Genomic DNA, 16,394 nt, shown 5'->3' with positions numbered 1-16,394 from the left:
AAAAAGAAACCATGCAGGCTACAGACAGCAATACATATCTTGACATGGAGTTGCTCCGCTTCACTACCGCGGGCAGTGTCGACGACGGCAAAAGTACCCTGATCGGGCGCTTGCTCTATGATTCGAAATCAATTTTTGAAGACCAACTTGAGGCCGTTGAGGAATCGAGCCGTCGCCGTGGCGACGAGAACGTGAACTTGGCCCTTTTGACTGACGGTCTCCGCGCCGAGCGCGAACAGGGTATCACGATCGACGTGGCTTACCGTTACTTCGCTACGCCGAAGCGTAAGTTTATCATCGCCGATACTCCGGGCCACATCCAGTACACCCGCAATATGGTGACTGGCGCGTCTACGGCAAACTTGGCGGTTATCCTTATCGACGCCCGCCACGGTGTTGTGGAGCAGACTTGCCGCCATACATATATCGCCCACTCGTTGGGTATTCCTCACGTCGCTTTTTGTGTGAACAAAATGGACTTGGCGGATTACGACGAGGGCGTTTACAATAGCATTAAGGCCGAAGTGACGGCTTTCGCCGAAAAGCTTGGTGTAAAAGAATTCGAAGTGTTCCCGATCAGCGCGCTTTACGGCGACAACGTCGTGAACGAGTCGGAAAAAATGCCTTGGTACCAAGGTCCGACATTGTTGGGACACTTGGAAAACGTTGAGCTAAGCGGCGACCGTAACTACGAAGACCAACGCTTCCCTGTACAGACGGTTATCCGCCCTCACTCTGACGAATTCCACGATTTCCGCGGATTCGCCGGTCGCGTGAGCGGTGGTGTTTTCCATCCGGGCGACGAGGTTACGGTATTGCCGTCAGGTTTGACTACGAAGGTGAAAGCTATCGTGTCGATGGGCGGTGATTTGGAAGAGGCTTTCCCTCCAATGTCCGTAACGTTGACTCTTGAAGACGAGATCGACATCAGCCGTGGAGGAATGATCGTGGGTACGGAGAACCTTCCGGAATCTGTACGCGAGTTCGAAGCTACACTTTGCTGGATGAGCGAACAGCCGATGACTCCTAGAACGAAATACGTTATCCGACACACTTCTAATGAAGCGCGTTGTATGGTGACCGAAGTAGTGAACAAGGTTAATATCAATACCCTTGATTTGATCGAGGACGATAAGAGTGTGAAGGTTAACGATATCGTTAGGGTGAAATTGAAGACGACTAACCCACTTTTCGTTGATTCGTATCACAGAAACCGCGAAACGGGTAGTTTTATCATCATTGACGAGTCTACAAACGTAACCGTAGGCGCCGGAATGGTGATTTAAACCAAAGATCGTAACGACATAAAAAAATTCTTCCCGGTTAATTTCCGGGAAGAATTTTTTTATGTCTTATTTCTCGAAAAGCTTAAAGGCTCAGTTTTTTATGAAGCTCTAAAGCTTGTTGTAGAACCGATAGGCTGTCGTTGTTTTTTATTTCGAAATCGGCTCTTTCCACTATGGTTTTTTGAGGAAGTTGGCGGGCCATAATCGATTTGATCTGCTCTTCGGAGCGTTGCGGGTCGCGAAGCTTTATCCTGTCGATCCGTATATCTTCCGGAGTGCTTACGGCTATTACATAATCAAGTTCCGGCGGTTTTCCGTGTTCCAACATCACCGCAGCTTCTTTTATGGCGTATTTGTGGCCTTTTGAGGATTGTTCCCCTGTCCATTTTTCAAAATCCGAAGCCACGGCCGGGTGTACCAGAGAATTAAGCTTCTGAAGCGCTTCTGGGTTTCCGAATACCTTCTGCGCCAAGTGTTGCCTGTCAAGTTTCCCTTCCTTATATGTTTCTTTGCCGAAAGCGTCCTGAATTTTCTCGATCAGTTCGGCGGAGCGGTTCATAAGCTTTCGGGCTTGGCTGTCGGCGTCGTAAACGGGCACGCCCAGCGTCTTGAAAATACGGCATACCACCGACTTTCCGGAGCCGATTCCGCCCGTGATTCCTATCTTTAGCATGTTGGGGTTTATCTCAAATGGATGACCTTGAGTCGCATTGTGTCAAGTTTCACGGACTCTACTCCTGATGGGAATTGTACTAATTCAGGTCTGATTGTAGAGTCGGGAAGCATCTTTCTGAAGTCCGCTTCCACGATGAAATCTTGGTCCGAAAGGCGGTCGGGATGGTCTTTCGGTATCGTGTAGCTCAGCCACGTTATGTCGGTGGCCAATTTATATCCGTAAGGGAAATTGACGGGAACGACAACGGCTCTGTGTTGGAGGCTCGCCACCGTATAAACTTCGATTCTGACCTTGACTTTTGACGGGTATGTTTCAATCCAATCGGAGTTAGGGATTTCGATAGGAACGTTTTCGTCAAAGTTTTCCTCGATGGTTTGGTCTGAAAGACTGATGGCGATCGAGTCCGGAAGGCTATTGACATATTTGTCGGGTCCGGTAACGGAAACCAACTTAGGGGTAACTGTCGGAACTCCTTTGAGCCGGATATTTTTCCCAAGCTTTAGGGTGCTTGGGTCAACATATGCGGGAAGCTTACGTTCGACTCGGGTTTCGATATCGATTTGAAAAGCCGTAGGCATAATGTTGTCGACAAAGATATCGTGGCGCTCCTTGAAGAAGTTCTTTATCGATTGCATCAGCGGAGCGGTGTTCTGCGTTTTGATCTCGTCAGGAGCGGTGAGGATTATCGGAAAAGGCTCCGGATCGTAGTCGAAAACAAGAGAAAGCAAACGCCAACCGCGGCCTTTGATCTGTACGGTCATGTTTTCCGGAAGAGGTTCAACTACAGTATACTCCTCCGGGTTTTCGTATTCGAAAGAGATCGGATAAGTGATGTCCGTTCTGTAATCTTTGTTCAGGGCGTTGAAAAACCAAAAGATCGTGGCCGTGACAAAACACATGATCATAATCTTCAGGCGTTCCTTGTCGGCTGGAGCGAGATAACGCAGAAAGCGTTTGATTTGGGGTAAGATGTTTTTCCAGTTTTTCAACGTAGCGAGTGAGCCTTACAGTAAAAGTTGGAGGACGCAAAGGGCGTAATATTCGCCCGAAAAAGGAAAGGTAGGGACCGCAAACGGTCTTGCGGTCCCTTTGTGTTTATTTTTTCTCTTCTCCTTTGACTCTGGAAACAGACGATCTGTCGATGGTCATTTTTGTTCCTCTGCCGTCAATGTCGATAGTGATGTCATTGTCGCCGAGGCTAACGATTTTTCCGTGGATGCCTCCGGCCGTAACGATCTCGTCACCTTTTTTGATTGCGTCGATCAGCTTCTTATGCTCCTTCTGGCGCTTTTGCTGAGGACGGATCATAAAGAAATAGAAAACGACGAAAATCAGGCCGATCATGACCCAGCTTTGCCAAGGGTTTCCTTGGGCAGGCGCGGCTTGCGCCAAAATTGTTTCGAAATTCATATTCTTCCGTGTTTGGATTCTTCTTCGAAAAGGCTTCCGAGAGCCTTGTGTATTATTGTTTCACTGGGCCGTTGCTCAAGTCCGGACCTGGATCTACGGCGCCTAAAAGACGCAATACGGTAGTGGCTGGAATTGTGTTGGCGGTAATGCGGATAGATTTCGACTGCTGTCCGCGCTTGCCTTTGGTGTCGAATTTTACCGTGATTTCGCCAGACTTTCCAGGAGCGATAGGCTCTTTGGAATACGAAGGTGTGGTGCATCCGCACGAAGTGCCGATATTTTGGATAACCAATGCCGATTTGCCTGTGTTCTTGAACTTGAACACGTGGGTGACTACGGCCCCTTGTTTCACTTCCCCGAATTTGTACTCGGTCTGCTCAAACTGGAATTTCGGAGCCTCTTTAGCGTTCGGTTTTTTGGCTTCCGTCAGTTCGGTTGCCGGTTTGGTGCTATGCGCTGCTTCGGTAGTTGTTTGCGAAGTGTTTTCGCTTTTGGTGCCCGAGCAAGCCGTTACGGTTGCCAGAGCGACTATTCCCAAAGCGTTAGCGATTAATGTTTTCATAATCGTGAGTCTTAGGCTTCTTTTTCGGCCCCTTTGATTTGGCTGATCAACTCGTCCACGTCACCCAAGAGCCTTTCGGCTTTTTCTTTGGCTTCCGTAACCACTCGTTGTCCTTCGGTTTTGGCTTCTGAGGTCGGAGCTTCGTTGGCCGAGATTAGGTCGTCGATCAGACTCTGGAGCTTGGCCCTGTATTTTGAAAGTTTGTAAGAAAGTTTGTCGCGTGTGTTTGATCCCTCGTCCGGAGCGTAAAGTATGCCCAGGATTGCTCCCGCGGTAGCACCGGTAAGGAAAGCAAGTAGGGTGTTCGTTTTTCTGCTCATTATAACAATTGTTTAACCGATTCGCTAAAAATATATTGATCTATACGATACAAAGGCTTCATGAGGAAGCCTTTGTACCCTATAAAAATATTCTAAATATCTAACAAAAGAAAGAACGGCTTATTTATTGTCAAGCAAGCCGCGCCCGCTTTTCTTGATTTTCCCTTTGCTTTGCAATGTTTCGGCGGCAACGTCCAAGATGCCGTTGACGAATTTTTTACTTTTCGGGGTAGAGTAGTTTTTGGCGAGCTCCACGTATTCGTTGATCGTTACTTTTACGGGGATGCTCGGGAAGTTCATCAACTCTGCTATGGCCATTTTCAGAATAACCAAATCCAGGTCGGTGATCCTTTCCTTTGACCAGTTCTGGGCTTTTTCCGATACCAAGTTCTCTATCTCCCTTTCGTTTTTAACGACAAGGTCGAAAATTAGTTCGAAGAAAGCGCGGTCCTCTTCCCAGTTCATCGAGAGTTCCGCCAGCTCCGCGTCGCCGAGGTTGTCTTCGGTTACGAGCTTTACGGATTTTGAAGCCATACTGCGGACAATCGCGCGGTTTTCCGCCCAATTGATATCCTTTGACTCCATGTAGGCGAGAACTTGTTCGTTTTTGAACAAAATCTGTTTGATGATGTGCAGGAGAATCTGTTTGTCATCCTCAAAGGTCGGGGCCTCGTTTTGGAGGTAGTCCTTGTAAACGGGATCGCGGCGCAAGATAGTTTTGAACCAGATCTCGGCGTTGTCGCGCTGGTCGTTGTCCAGGCCTCCTGTACGTTTGCGAAGTCTTTCGGCGAGTTCGTTAAGCACGCGATTACGGCTTAGGTTCAAAGCTCCTTTGCCTACGGGCTGTGCCTGTACTAGGGTGTTGTTAGATCTCTTTTCGAAGTCCGCTTCCGCCAGTTTGCCGAATTCCACGTTGAAAAGCAAAATCTCAACGCAAAGGTCAAAGATCATCTCTGCCTGGTCGATCATGTGCTTGCGGAAGAACACGTAGTCGTTGTCGTTCTTCTTATAATAGAAATCCAGGGCCGCCCTAGATGCCGAAAGCGAATCGGCGGGAGTGTCCGGAGCAGAGTCCAGTTTGCCTACGGCGTAGCTGCTGTTGAACAGTCTGAGCGCCTCTTCCGCTTCCGCCTTCAGTTTGGCGGGGTCCTGTGGCTCCATAGAGTTGAGGTCCGGCATGAAGGTTTCGCGGATTTGTTCGCGGGCGATGTTCAGGTTTGCCTTTCTGCATTGTTCCAAAGCGAACAAGGTCTGCATGGCCTTGATTCTAATCGATCTCCTGTTAAGCATTTAAGAACGAAGTTACGATGATCTGAAATTGTTGAAAGAACGTGTTTTGTTTTCCAATCTACGGAATTTTCCGCGGAAAGGGGGAGGGAATTCGCCTTATGCGTTTCCCTCCCGATGCTGTCTGTTATCGTTCAGCGTTTTGCCGTCCGTTTTTTTGTCGGCAATATTTGCTAAACCCGGGAATCCCGGATTGGTTAGAAGCTTGCTTTGAGTGCTTTCGCATCGTTGATGCGCTTCATGGCCGCGCGGATGGCCGCTTCCTGTGTCGGGATGTTCTCTTCGTCAGCTTGCTTAAGGATGCTTGAGCAAGTGTCGTAGATACGATCCGTCATGGCCATTACCCTGTCCATATTGAAGCTGTCAAGGTAGTCGATACCCACTTTGATAACGCCGCCGGCGTTGATCAGGAAGTCCGGGGCGTAAACGATGCCTTTTTCCCGGAGTATACGTCCGTGCTTGGCTTCGTCGAGGAGCTGGTTGTTAGCGCCTCCGGCGATTACCGCGCAGTTCAGTTTCTCGATAGTTTCGTCGTTGACCGTGGCTCCAAGTGCGCAAGGAGCGTAGATTTCGGCGTCGGTTTCGTAGATTTCGTCAAGGCCAACTACGGTTGCGCCGTATTCTTTCGAAACGTGGGCGAGTTTGGCTTCGTCGATATCCGATACGTAAACCTGTGCCTTTTCCTTTACCAAATGCTCGATCAGGTAAGTGGCGACGCTACCGGCGCCCTGTACGGCTACCTTTTTGCCTTCCAGACTCTCGGAACCGAAAGCGTGTTTGGCGGCTGATTTCATTCCTACGTATACGCCGTAGGCTGTTACAGGCGAGGGGTTTCCTCCGCCTCCCAAGTATTCGGGAAGTCCGCAGCAGTGCTTTGTCTCCATAGAGATGTACTCCATGTCCTGCGGGCTCATGTTCACGTCTTCGGCGGTTACGTATTTGCCCGAAAGGCTCTCCACAAACTTACCGAAGCGACGAAGCAACATTTCGTTCTTTAGCTTGCGGGCGTCGCCGATGATAACGGCTTTGCCACCACCGAGGTTCATCCCCGAAATGGCCGATTTGAACGTCATGCCTCTCGAAAGGCGCATTACGTCTACCAAAGCTTCTTGCTCAGACTCATAGTGCCAAAAACGCGTGCCTCCGAGTGCGGGACCTAGGGTGGTGTCGTGTATCCCGATAATGGCCTTAAGGCCTGTGTGCTCGTCGTGGCAGTAAACGATTTGCTCGTGGCCCATTTGCGCGGCCTCTTCGAAAACGTTAAGTGACTTGGGTTGGGTTAATTCTGTCGTGTGCATAGTCCAAGTGGTTTTGAATATCCTATCTTTGCGAGGAAATCCTAACGCGTAATGACGAAAGTACGCAAAACTATCCGAAATCCGAGCAGATTTCAAAACCTAGGCTAATATAAGGGGAACCATTTCCCGCAATATACGTTATTCCAACCCGTGAGAGAGTTACGACATATCAACCAATACTTTAGGAAATATAAGTTTAGGCTTTTGGCCGGAGTATTTTTTATTGTGGTTTCCACGTTTTTCCAAATACTTCCCGGTAGACTGGTGCGCGACGCACTGAATCTTGTTGTTGACAATATTTCGCTCTATAAAGCCTTCGACGGCCTTTCTTTGGCGGATAATTATCTTTCGACAGTTCAAAAAGGCATTATTTTCTACGGTATTTTACTCTTGGCGGTGACGATTCTGAGGGGTGTGTTTCTGTTTCTGGTAAGGCAAACAATTATAGCGGTTTCCCGCCATATTGAGTTCGATCTTAAGAACGAGATATACATTCATTACCAAGGTCTTCCGCTTTCGTTTTACAAGGTCAATAGCACGGGTGACCTGATGGCCCGGATTAGTGAGGACGTTAGCCGTGTCCGGATGTACATAGGGCCGGGTGTGATGTACGGATTGAACCTGTTTGTGCTCTTTGCGATGCTGATTCCTTACATGGTTTCAATCAACCTGAAACTGACGCTTTTCGCCTTGGCGCCCTTGCCGGTTCTTTCGCTGAGTATCTATTTTGTCAACAATATTATCAACCGAAGATCCGAGGCCATTCAGGGGCAACTTTCCAACCTTTCCACCTTTACCCAAGAAGCCTTTTCTGGAATTAGGGTGATCAAGTCTTTTGCTCGCGAACTGGAATCGCTGAACAAGTTTGGGGAGGAAAGCAACGAATATCGCCACCGTTCGCTGAAGTTGGCCAAAGTCCACGCTTTGTTCTTTCCGCTTATTATGGGATTGATCGGTCTGAGCACCGTGATTACCGTGTATGTAGGGAGTGCCGAAGTGATTGCGGGCAACCTGACTTTCGGTAACGTGGCGGAGTTTGTAATTTATGTGAATATGCTGACTTGGCCAGTGACTTCATTGGGTTGGGTCACGAGTATTATTCAACGCGCCGCGGCTTCGCAAAAAAGGATCAACGAGTTCCTTTCTACCGAAAACGATATTATCTCGGAGAAATCGATCAAAGAGCCGGTTAATGGCCAGATCACTTTCCGAAACGTACAATTCGATTATCCCGATTCGGGAATCCGCGCTTTGGACGGTGTTAGCTTTGATGTGAAGCCGGGCGAGACTTTGGCCGTGATCGGCACTACGGGATCTGGCAAAAGTACAGTGGCCAATTTGATAACGAGGCTTTACGATGTCACTTCGGGCGAAGTGCTGATCGACGGGCGGACGGTGTCTGACTACGATGTTCGTTTTCTGCGCGGAAATATCGGCTATGTGCCACAGGACGTTTTCCTTTTCTCTGATTCCATCCGTAACAATATTGCTTTTGGTGATGAGACCAAGAGCCTTGAGGAAGTGGTGGAAGCGGCCAAACGCACTGACCTGCACGATAATGTGGCCGACTTTCCGGAAGGTTACGAGACGGTGCTTGGCGAGCGTGGCGTAACGCTCTCGGGCGGACAGAAACAGCGTCTCTCCATCGCAAGGGCGATTGTCGGCGACCCGAGGATCTTGATTATGGACGACGCCCTTTCGGCTGTGGATACCAAAACCGAGGATACGATCTTGAGAAACCTCAGGGAAGTGATGAAAGGCAAAACTTGCGTGGTGATTTCTCACAGGGTGTCCAGCGCCAAGTTGGCCGATAAGATCATCGTGTTGGAAGACGGCAAGCTGATAGAGCAAGGCAGTAACGAGGAGCTTCTGGCGATGAACGGCGTGTACAAGGAACTGTACAATAAACAGCTGAGTAAGGAAGAAACGGCTTGATCCGTGAAATAAATCGGATTATGAGCGCCCGAAGCCGTATTTTCGGGTTTTGAAAAGAAAAGAAAAGAAAAGAAAAGACAAGCGATATGGCCAAGAAGAAACAATGGAAGAAGCTTTCGGGCGTGGTGTATTCCACTGATCCGGACTTTGAATACGACTATGGTAACGAGGAAGCCGAAGAAACCCTTCCGCCCCAGCAACAAAACCTGCGTGTACAGCTCGACCGCAAACAGCGCGGAGGTAAGGCCGTGACGTTGGTTACGGGTTTTGTAGGAACTGATGACGATGCCAAAGATTTGGGCAAAATGCTCAAGTCGAAGTGTGGAGTGGGCGGTGCCGTGAAGGACAAAGAGATCATAGTGCAGGGCGATCACAGGGATAAAGTGATGGACTTGCTGACCAAAGCTGGATACAAGGCCAAGAAGTCTGGCGGATAACCCCTCGTTATTCAGTCAAAAGCATTGGAGCGCTCAGTATTGGGGCGCTTTTTTTGTGTCTAGGCTTTCTTTTTTCATAGTGTCTTTTTTTGTGTAGAGAGTAATATTGTCGATTTGTGAAAACGTTTTCGGTGATAATCGGTCCTGTTTTTTGTGGGCCGGTAGGAAAAACATCAACTATGCGCTTCCTTGGGGTGTTGGTTCAGTTTTTTGCCGGGCAGTTGTCCGGTGGCGGTATTTCCGGTCCGCTAAGGAGTAAATTGTTATGAGAAGACGAATCCAGATTATTGCCAGTTGTTTTTTGGGATTGGCGGCCTGTTCGGGTCCGAAGAAGGGCGGAGAAGAGGCGCTTTACAAATCGAAAGAGTTTGCCGTATATCCTGACCGTGTGGAGCAGGGCGAGTTTGAGGCCAAAGCCGTAACGCCCGACGAAATCCGGTCAGATTACGTTAGTCCGTCCATCGATCTTCGTACCCGCCTGTTGGCGTTTAAGTTCGCCATTAACGGCGTTGACAACGAGGCCGCACCGGGCGAAGACCACAAGTTTCTGATCCCTAAAGACGGTGACAACGCCTCCGACGCTCCCGTTTTTGTGTTCGGGAAACTTAGCGAGAAGGAAAAGACCCTGATCGCCCCAATGCAGAAAGACCTTAAGCCGAATACGCCTATCGTATTGAAGCTGGATATGAGGGGCGTGTTGGAGAGCTTCGAGAAGAAAGGCTACTATGAAACCTACGACGGGAGGAAGATTAAGAAAAAAGACTTCAAAGGAGTATACGTGGCGGGCAACATCGCTCCGCTTGATTGGGACTTCAATGATCTGCAGGGCAAGAAAGACAGAATGCTGACCGACAAAAACGGCGACGGCATCTATGAGCTTGCCCTTACGATGAACCCGCAAAGCGAAAGACCGGCCGAAAGGGTTTGGACTCCGCATAACGATATCTCCAAATTTCCGCAATACAAGTCGGAACAACCGCTGGTGGACGCCCTTTACAATCTTTCGCTTGACGAAACCGTAATGGACACCGAAGCCGACGGAACCTTCCGTACCGGCAAAGAGTGGGCGGGCGTATGGACGCGCGACGTCAGCTACAGCATCCTGCTCTCGTATGCCATGATAGAGCCCCGCGTAGCCAAGACCAGCCTGATGCGCAAGGTTAAGCGCGGACGCATTATCCAAGATACCGGCTCGGGTGGAGCGTGGCCCGTTTCTACTGACCGTACCACTTGGGCCTTGGCCGCTTACGAGGTGTACAAATCCACGGGCGACCGCGGTTGGCTCAAGGAATCATACGACATCATCCGCAAGTCTGTGGCCGACGACGAAAAAGTGATCGTGGGCGAATCCGGACTGCGTAGGGGAGAGTCCTCTTTCCTGGATTGGCGTGAGCAGGAGTATCCGCTGTGGATGCAGGGCACTGATATTTACGAATCGGAGTGTCTGGGCACCAACGCCGTACATTTCCGTACTTACGAGATCTTGGCCGAGATGGCCGTGCTGTTGGGCGAAAAGCCGGACGCGTACCGCACCCAAGCCAAAATCATCAAGCAAGCCATCAACGACAAACTGTGGTTGGCCGATAAGAATTACTACGGAATCTACCGCTACGGGCGTGAGTACATGAGCTTGGAGCCTAGATCTGAATCGTTAGGAGCCGCTTTTGCCGTGATGTTCGGCATCGCCGACGCCGACCGGGCCAAGCAAGTGGTGGAAAACACCCCGATGGTGCCTTACGGCGCGCCTTGCCTCTATCCGCAGATTCCGGGCATTCCGCCTTACCACAACAACGGTATCTGGCCGTTTGTACAGGCTTACTGGAACTGGGCCGCAGCCGAGACGGGCAACTACACTGCTCTCGAACACGGTTTGGCCTCCATTTACCGCCCCGCCGCCTTGTTCCTTACCAATAAGGAGAACTTCGTGGCGCAGAACGGCGACTACAAAGATACCCAAATCAACTCCGACCGCCAGCTTTGGAGCGTGGCCGGCAACTTGGCCATGGTCTACCGCGTGTTCTACGGAATGCGTCTTGAGCCAACCAAGCTGTCTTTCCGCCCTGTAGTGCCCGAGGCCTACGCCGGACGTCGCGAGCTGAAAGGATTCCCGTACCGCCGTGCCGTGTTGGATATCACGATGACGGGTTACGGCAACACCATCAAGTCCTTTAAGCTGGACGGCAAGGAAGTCGAAGCGGCCGAGATTCCTGCTCACCTTCGCGGTAAGCACAAAGTCGAAATCGTGTTGGACGGCGTGATTACGGCCAAAGGCAAGGAGAACCTCGTGCCTAACGAATTCTCGCCATTCGCTCCGAAAGTGACTTACGCAAACGGCAAACTCAGCTGGAAAGCTGTGGAAGGCGCCGTGGCTTACGAGCTGTTCAAGGACGGCGAGCCCGTGAAAAAAGTAAAAGGGACTTCGGTAGCGGTAGACGCTCCCGCCCGCGATTTGGCCCAGTACCAAGTCCGGACGCATGGCGCCAAAGGCTTCGTGTCGTTCCTGAGCGCGCCGATTGACGTGGTGGCCAAGGGCGGTGTGGAGATCTACCAAGCCGAGAGCGTGGCCAAACGCTCCAAAGAACATTATAAAGGATACACCGGCAAAGGCTTCGTGGAGCTGACCAAAGAGAAACACCGCAAGGTGACCTTCAAGGTTCGCGTGCCTGAGTCTGGCCGATACCGTGTCGATTTCCGTTACTCGAACGGTAGCGGACCGATCAACACCGAGAACAAATGCGCCATCCGCTCACTCTTCGTCGATAAAGACTTGGCGGGAGCCGTGGTTATGCCTCAGATGGGCGTGGGCTCATGGAGCGAGTGGCACTTTAGCAACGGCGTGGTAGTGGACCTGAAGAAAGGTTCGCACAAACTCAGCCTGCGCTTCGAGTCTTGGAACGAGAACATGAACGTGGATATCAACACCGCCATGCTCGATTACCTGAGGCTTACGACGATGAAATAAAGACAAAGGGCAACCATACTCCGCCCCTCTTCTATTACATACTGCACTTTAACTTGTCCCGTGGCCATCAGGCCTCGGGACTTCTTTTTTTAGGGGAAAAACATGTTGGGGAGGGTAGGGGCTGGCCATAAACAGCGGTTTCGCCCGCCGAATTCTGACTGTTGTAGTCTTGTTTTTTCAGTTTGAAAATCTTTTTCCCATTACATCTGACCGGATTATTGGCCAATGCTTTTCATATTTCCCGGAGGGGGAAATAGATTGGGCCTATATAGGTGATTGGTATTCCTTTTTATTTGCTTTCCGGATGTTTGTTATTCCCCAAAGGGAAAAATGAAGGCGCGGTTGAATGCGATAAAAGTGGGTTCGAGGCAGTTGGAAAGTCTCGATAAAAGAGATCGACAGTCTGATTGAAAATATTCAAACGTATGGCTGGGTACAATCTACAGTTTGAATAAATGGAATGAGACGTTCAATCGAAAAAGAATAGTAGTGCGATTAAAAAAGATGAGACGTATGAGTAAAAACAATCAGACGTACGAATAAAAATAATGAGACGTATGATCGAAAACGATCAACGGTACGAGCAAAAACAATGAGACGTGCGGGTTAAATCAAGCGCCAGTTCCTGTGGAAATCATGAGGCTTTTGAATTTGGAAAACCGCTGTGAGTTTAGTGAAAAATTAAGACTGACATAAGGCTTTCGCCCTGTGTCAGTCTTAATGATTATGCGTTGTCCGGGGTGGTTACCAAACAGGGAATTCGGACACGCGAAGGGTGGTGCAACCGTAAGGGATCAGCTCAATTTCTTTTTCCTCGCCACGGGGAAAGCGTGTCGGCCAAGTGCGCGAGGGGAGTTTTCCCGCCGAATGATTCTGCAATGTCCAGCCTTCAATGCGTTTGGCTTTTACCTTTAGGCTGACGGGGGCGTTTTGGAGGTTCCAAGGCATGTCGGGATTTTTCTTTGAGTCCTCAAAGCGGAAATCGCTGGCCTTTACCCTGTGGCGCAGGGCGTAGTTCCATGGCGAGAGCGGGCGCACTTCCCAGAACGGGTCCTCGTATCCGGCCTTGCCGAGAAAGCCTTTGTTTTTTTTCACTTGGGTCCAGTCCTCTTTTACCTTGAGGGCGTAAACGAGCGGTCCGCGCTCCACTCCGACAGATTTTTCGTACCAACGCGAGAGGCGCACTTCCATAGGGAGCTTGAGCGTTACTTTGTCGCCTTTTTTCCAAGCGCGCTTAAGTTTGATGATATTCCCCTCGGGCGATATATTCGCCAGTTGTCCGTTGACGCGGACTTCGGGCGCCTTGCACCACTGCGGTACACGCAGGTGAAGGGGGAATTGTACGGTGGCGTCGGTGAGGTATTCGAATGCGATCTGGTCGGAGAACGGGTAGGTGGTGGTCTCGCGGAAGCTTACTTCGGTGCCTTTGCCCACCTTGGCGCTGACGGTGGAAGGACCGTAGACGAGCGCGGCCAGTCCGTTGTCGGGCGTGGCGTACCAGAGGTTCTGTACGAACTTGGGCCAGCCTTGGTGCATGTTGGTGAGGCAGCAGGGATAGCCGGTGGTGGTGCCGTAGATAAGGCGCCCGTTGTGGTCGTTGTAGAAGTTGCGCGAATCGTCCGTAACCTGAACCTGGTTGGCCTGCTGGAAGTATTGTTTGGCCGTAAAGTCATCGTTGTGCTGGGTCGGGAGCACGTTGTATGCGATTTTTTCGAGGTAGTCGGCGTAGTAAACGTCGCCGGTTACGGGGAGCATGCTCTCGAAGGAGAACATCATCTCGGTGGCCGAGCAGAGTTCCGAGCCCTGTGTGGGCGAGTTGCCGTGCAGGTGTTCGTCGCCACCGTACATGCCGTTTACGAATCCATGGCCGTCGCGAAGGGCCTTCAGTCCCTCTTTCGGCGCGTGCAGGTGGCGCTTGTCCTTGCTTTGCTGGTAATAGACGACGGGAGCTTTCAGGCCTTGGGCCACGTTTACGCAGTGGAGGTTGGCGTACGGGTTCTGGTTGCGCAGGCGGTTGTCGGTAAAGGCGGTAGTCCAGTCGAAAGTCTGTTGGTGGATCAGCTTGCCGAGTTTTAGCAGGTCTTTGTCTTTGGTGATGTTATAAAGCCAGTAGACCACGGCCAGATTGTCGGCGCCACGGCGGTTGCCCCAAAAGGTGTAGTGCCCCAGCGGACGGGAGGGGAGTTCCTTGAGCATGTACTTGAAGTAGTTGCTCATAAGCGTGATCACACGCTCGTCGCCCGTGGCCGAGTAATATTGCTGAAGGACCTTGAGCATAACCATCTTGGGCCACCAGTCTTCGCGCTTGCCCTGTTGTGTTCCCTCGATCTTCTTATACCCTTTTTCCAACGGTTGCGGCCCGAAGTTTCCGTTGGGCAATTGGTTGTTGATGCTCCACTCGATCCACTTCTGGGCTTTGTCCTTGAGGTTCTGGTCGTTGAGGATATAGGCTACGGGCACCAGGCCGTCGAGCCAGTAAGGTCCGCGTTCCCAGCCGTCGCCTGTACCGCCTAGCCAGCCGTTGTTGTCACCGCAGACCACTTCGTACACTTCGTCGAGGTTGCCGGTGAGTCCGTCGCGCTGTATTTCCAGCATTTTGCGGAGCTGGCCTTCGGGCTGGATGGTTCCTATGGGTAGGGCCGTGTATTTTTGCGGGAGCAAAGGGCTTTGGTTAGTGATATAGTGGCGGTTGCGCTGCGCAAAGGCGGTTTGCGTAACGAAGAGTATCGCCAAAATGGAAAGTACGGTTCTGTTCATCGTTCCGTGTTTAGTTGGTAAAAAGATGGCCCAAAAGCGCCGAAACGGCGGGAATGGCCAGTAGCGATATTAAAACCTGCGGGAGGGAGAATCGATGCGCTTGGCGGAACGTGGACTGTATTTGCCGAAAAAACGGTCTAATGCTCGTTTGTTTTATTGCCCCGTGTTTTGGGATGCCCGTCGGGCTGACGAAATGCCCCCGGTGTTTGGAATCGTGGTTTTATTCTTCGGGCTGGCGTTTGACCAACTGATGGAAATCGTAGTCGGAGCGTTCGGGGAGCCCCATGTCCCGGCGCAGGGCGTTTTCTTTGCCCATGACATATGGCGCGATGGTGGAGTCATCCGTTAGGCCTCGTCTGCGGGCTAATGCGCTGGTAACGGCGAGCGCGTGTTGCAAAACCGTAGGGTAGAGCGAAACGAGCTGAGTGTCGGAGAACAAGCCAGGGCGCATGCCCGCGTTTACCATAAAGTCGCCGGAGCGCATGCGGGAGTCTACGGTCATTTTATAAGTGGACAGCCCGTGTTCTTTTTGGCCGTAGTTTTCTAATTCGACCCAAGGCGAGCTGTATTCGGCGTCGGGCGTTATGCCGTTGATTTCCATTAGGGTAGGGACTACGTCCGCTTTTTTGCGGTCTACCCGTTCTATTTCCATAAGTTCTTCGAGTATGTCCCTGCCGGCTGGTAACTGTATTAGCTGGTGGATAAGAGCGAATCCCGTCATGTCGAAGTTCTTGTGCGCCGGGGTGTCGTCAGCGGTGGCCGGAGTGGCTGGGGACGCTTCGTTTTGTAGTGAGATGGGGGATCCTCTTAGTGTGCTGTCCAAGATATTGGATTCCAATACCTTTTCGTAAAACCTTTGGCCCTGTGAGTGGAACGCTTTAAGTCCTTGATGCGGTACGGGCCACGCTCGAAGGAATTCGGAGAAAGGAAGTTGTGTAGGTCCCAAACGGCCCGTAAACTTTTTGAGCAATGCCCGTCTCTCGTCAGCTACTTCGTCCATTAAGTCGAACATAAGCGCCAAGTTTGGGTGGCTTCTCATTTTGCTTTTCGGGATCTCCGAAAGCCTTGCCCACTTATATATAAGGTGGTCGATGTTTTGGAGAAAGGAGTATTGTTTGTCTTCGTCGCCTGTCTTGGTCTCTTGCCCGGGTGCGTGAAAGTGCTTGAGCAAACTGGCAATTTGGTCGCTGATTTCGTTGATCGTTTCGGCATTCGGCGTTCCTCGGCCCACTTGCCGAAAGCGGCGTAAAAAAGTTTCCTTGTCCATAAGGGCTTGGATCGGCACTCCCGGAGGGTTGAGTGCTCTGCCTGCCGGTCCGGCCATGGCTCTGGATGTGTCCCGTTTTTTGTATGTGTCGAAGATAGGCATATGCGATAAGGCGTCCGCTGACCAACACCTCCTATAAATACTAAAGCCGGCCCCGATTGTTGGGGCCGGCTTTAGTGTATTTTTCGCTTTGCCTA

13 protein-coding genes are annotated in these 16,394 nt (G+C 50.9%); 4 read left to right on the top strand and 9 right to left on the bottom strand.

Annotation, left to right across the window (positions count from 1 at the left end; all coding sequences use genetic code 11):
- The first annotated feature begins 11 nt into the window (after positions 1–11).
- The gene (locus AABK39_RS14365) at positions 12–1,286 is read left to right on the top strand and encodes a sulfate adenylyltransferase subunit 1 (protein ID WP_338392033.1); all 1,275 of its coding nucleotides are present in this window, start codon (positions 12–14) and stop codon (positions 1,284–1,286) included.
- Positions 1,287–1,368: 82 nt separating this feature from the next.
- Here AABK39_RS14365 and coaE read toward each other — a convergent pair whose 3' ends face one another.
- The 7 genes from coaE to AABK39_RS14330 form a co-directional block, all read right to left on the bottom strand.
- On the bottom strand, positions 1,369–1,959 hold the full coding sequence (coaE, locus tag AABK39_RS14360) for a dephospho-CoA kinase (protein WP_338392032.1): 591 nt from the start codon (positions 1,957–1,959) through the stop codon (positions 1,369–1,371).
- A gap of 8 nt (positions 1,960–1,967) precedes the next feature.
- Entirely contained in the window at positions 1,968–2,951 is a 984-nt protein-coding gene (locus tag AABK39_RS14355; protein ID WP_338392031.1) for a YbbR-like domain-containing protein, read from the bottom strand.
- A gap of 106 nt (positions 2,952–3,057) precedes the next feature.
- On the bottom strand, positions 3,058–3,372 hold the full coding sequence (gene yajC / locus AABK39_RS14350; protein ID WP_338392030.1) for a preprotein translocase subunit YajC: 315 nt from the start codon (positions 3,370–3,372) through the stop codon (positions 3,058–3,060).
- A 52-nt stretch (positions 3,373–3,424) separates the two neighbouring features.
- Positions 3,425–3,934, bottom strand: a complete 510-nt coding sequence (locus AABK39_RS14345) for a DUF1573 domain-containing protein (protein ID WP_338392029.1) — start codon at positions 3,932–3,934, stop codon at positions 3,425–3,427.
- Between the two features lie 11 nt (positions 3,935–3,945).
- Positions 3,946–4,254 carry a YtxH domain-containing protein gene (locus AABK39_RS14340; protein WP_338392028.1) on the bottom strand — a complete coding sequence of 103 codons (309 nt, stop codon included), beginning with the start codon at positions 4,252–4,254 and terminating at the stop codon, positions 3,946–3,948.
- A gap of 120 nt (positions 4,255–4,374) precedes the next feature.
- Complete coding sequence (gene nusB, locus AABK39_RS14335) at positions 4,375–5,544, bottom strand: transcription antitermination factor NusB (protein ID WP_338392027.1); 1,170 nt, start codon at positions 5,542–5,544, stop codon at positions 4,375–4,377.
- Between the two features lie 194 nt (positions 5,545–5,738).
- Positions 5,739–6,839, bottom strand: coding sequence for a Glu/Leu/Phe/Val dehydrogenase dimerization domain-containing protein (locus tag AABK39_RS14330; RefSeq protein ID WP_338392026.1), 1,101 nt, complete (start codon positions 6,837–6,839; stop codon positions 5,739–5,741).
- 150 nt (positions 6,840–6,989) lie between these two features.
- On the opposite strand from AABK39_RS14330, the gene AABK39_RS14325 reads away from it, so the two are divergent.
- From AABK39_RS14325 to AABK39_RS14315, 3 genes are all read left to right on the top strand, one after another.
- A complete protein-coding gene (locus AABK39_RS14325; protein WP_338392025.1) occupies positions 6,990–8,774 on the top strand; it encodes an ABC transporter ATP-binding protein in 1,785 nt (594 codons plus the stop codon).
- A gap of 86 nt (positions 8,775–8,860) precedes the next feature.
- Positions 8,861–9,211 (top strand): translation initiation factor, encoded by a 351-nt coding sequence (locus AABK39_RS14320; protein WP_338392024.1) that lies wholly within the window; start codon positions 8,861–8,863, stop codon positions 9,209–9,211.
- Between the two features lie 265 nt (positions 9,212–9,476).
- Positions 9,477–12,173: an alpha-L-rhamnosidase-related protein gene (locus tag AABK39_RS14315; RefSeq protein WP_338392023.1), complete on the top strand. Its 2,697-nt coding sequence runs from the start codon at positions 9,477–9,479 to the stop codon at positions 12,171–12,173.
- Positions 12,174–12,917: 744 nt separating this feature from the next.
- Here the strand turns inward: AABK39_RS14315 and AABK39_RS14310 are convergent.
- The gene (locus AABK39_RS14310; protein WP_338392022.1) at positions 12,918–14,930 is read right to left on the bottom strand and encodes a beta-L-arabinofuranosidase domain-containing protein; all 2,013 of its coding nucleotides are present in this window, start codon (positions 14,928–14,930) and stop codon (positions 12,918–12,920) included.
- A 220-nt stretch (positions 14,931–15,150) separates the two neighbouring features.
- On the bottom strand, positions 15,151–16,299 hold the full coding sequence (locus AABK39_RS14305) for a hypothetical protein (RefSeq protein WP_338392021.1): 1,149 nt from the start codon (positions 16,297–16,299) through the stop codon (positions 15,151–15,153).
- Between the last annotated feature and the right edge of the window lie 95 nt (positions 16,300–16,394).

The organism is Fulvitalea axinellae (assembly GCF_036492835.1).
GTDB lineage: Bacteria > Bacteroidota > Bacteroidia > Cytophagales > Cyclobacteriaceae > Fulvitalea > Fulvitalea axinellae.
The sequence above is the reverse complement of the archived record's forward strand: the minus strand, read 5'-3'. Positions and strand labels throughout refer to the sequence as shown.

Excerpts from the sequence above, each read along its gene's own strand:
- AABK39_RS14365 (WP_338392033.1), top strand. The coding sequence starts at position 12 with ATGCAGGCTACAGACAGCAATACATATCTTGACATGGAGTTGCTCCGC.
- coaE (WP_338392032.1), bottom strand. The coding sequence starts at position 1,959 with ATGCTAAAGATAGGAATCACGGGCGGAATCGGCTCCGGAAAGTCGGTG.
- yajC (WP_338392030.1), bottom strand. The coding sequence starts at position 3,372 with ATGAATTTCGAAACAATTTTGGCGCAAGCCGCGCCTGCCCAAGGAAAC.
- AABK39_RS14345 (WP_338392029.1), bottom strand. The coding sequence starts at position 3,934 with ATGAAAACATTAATCGCTAACGCTTTGGGAATAGTCGCTCTGGCAACC.
- AABK39_RS14340 (WP_338392028.1), bottom strand. The coding sequence starts at position 4,254 with ATGAGCAGAAAAACGAACACCCTACTTGCTTTCCTTACCGGTGCTACC.
- nusB (WP_338392027.1), bottom strand. The coding sequence starts at position 5,544 with ATGCTTAACAGGAGATCGATTAGAATCAAGGCCATGCAGACCTTGTTC.
- AABK39_RS14330 (WP_338392026.1), bottom strand. The coding sequence starts at position 6,839 with ATGCACACGACAGAATTAACCCAACCCAAGTCACTTAACGTTTTCGAA.
- AABK39_RS14320 (WP_338392024.1), top strand. The coding sequence starts at position 8,861 with ATGGCCAAGAAGAAACAATGGAAGAAGCTTTCGGGCGTGGTGTATTCC.
- AABK39_RS14315 (WP_338392023.1), top strand. The coding sequence starts at position 9,477 with ATGAGAAGACGAATCCAGATTATTGCCAGTTGTTTTTTGGGATTGGCG.
- AABK39_RS14310 (WP_338392022.1), bottom strand. The coding sequence starts at position 14,930 with ATGAACAGAACCGTACTTTCCATTTTGGCGATACTCTTCGTTACGCAA.
- AABK39_RS14305 (WP_338392021.1), bottom strand. The coding sequence starts at position 16,299 with ATGCCTATCTTCGACACATACAAAAAACGGGACACATCCAGAGCCATG.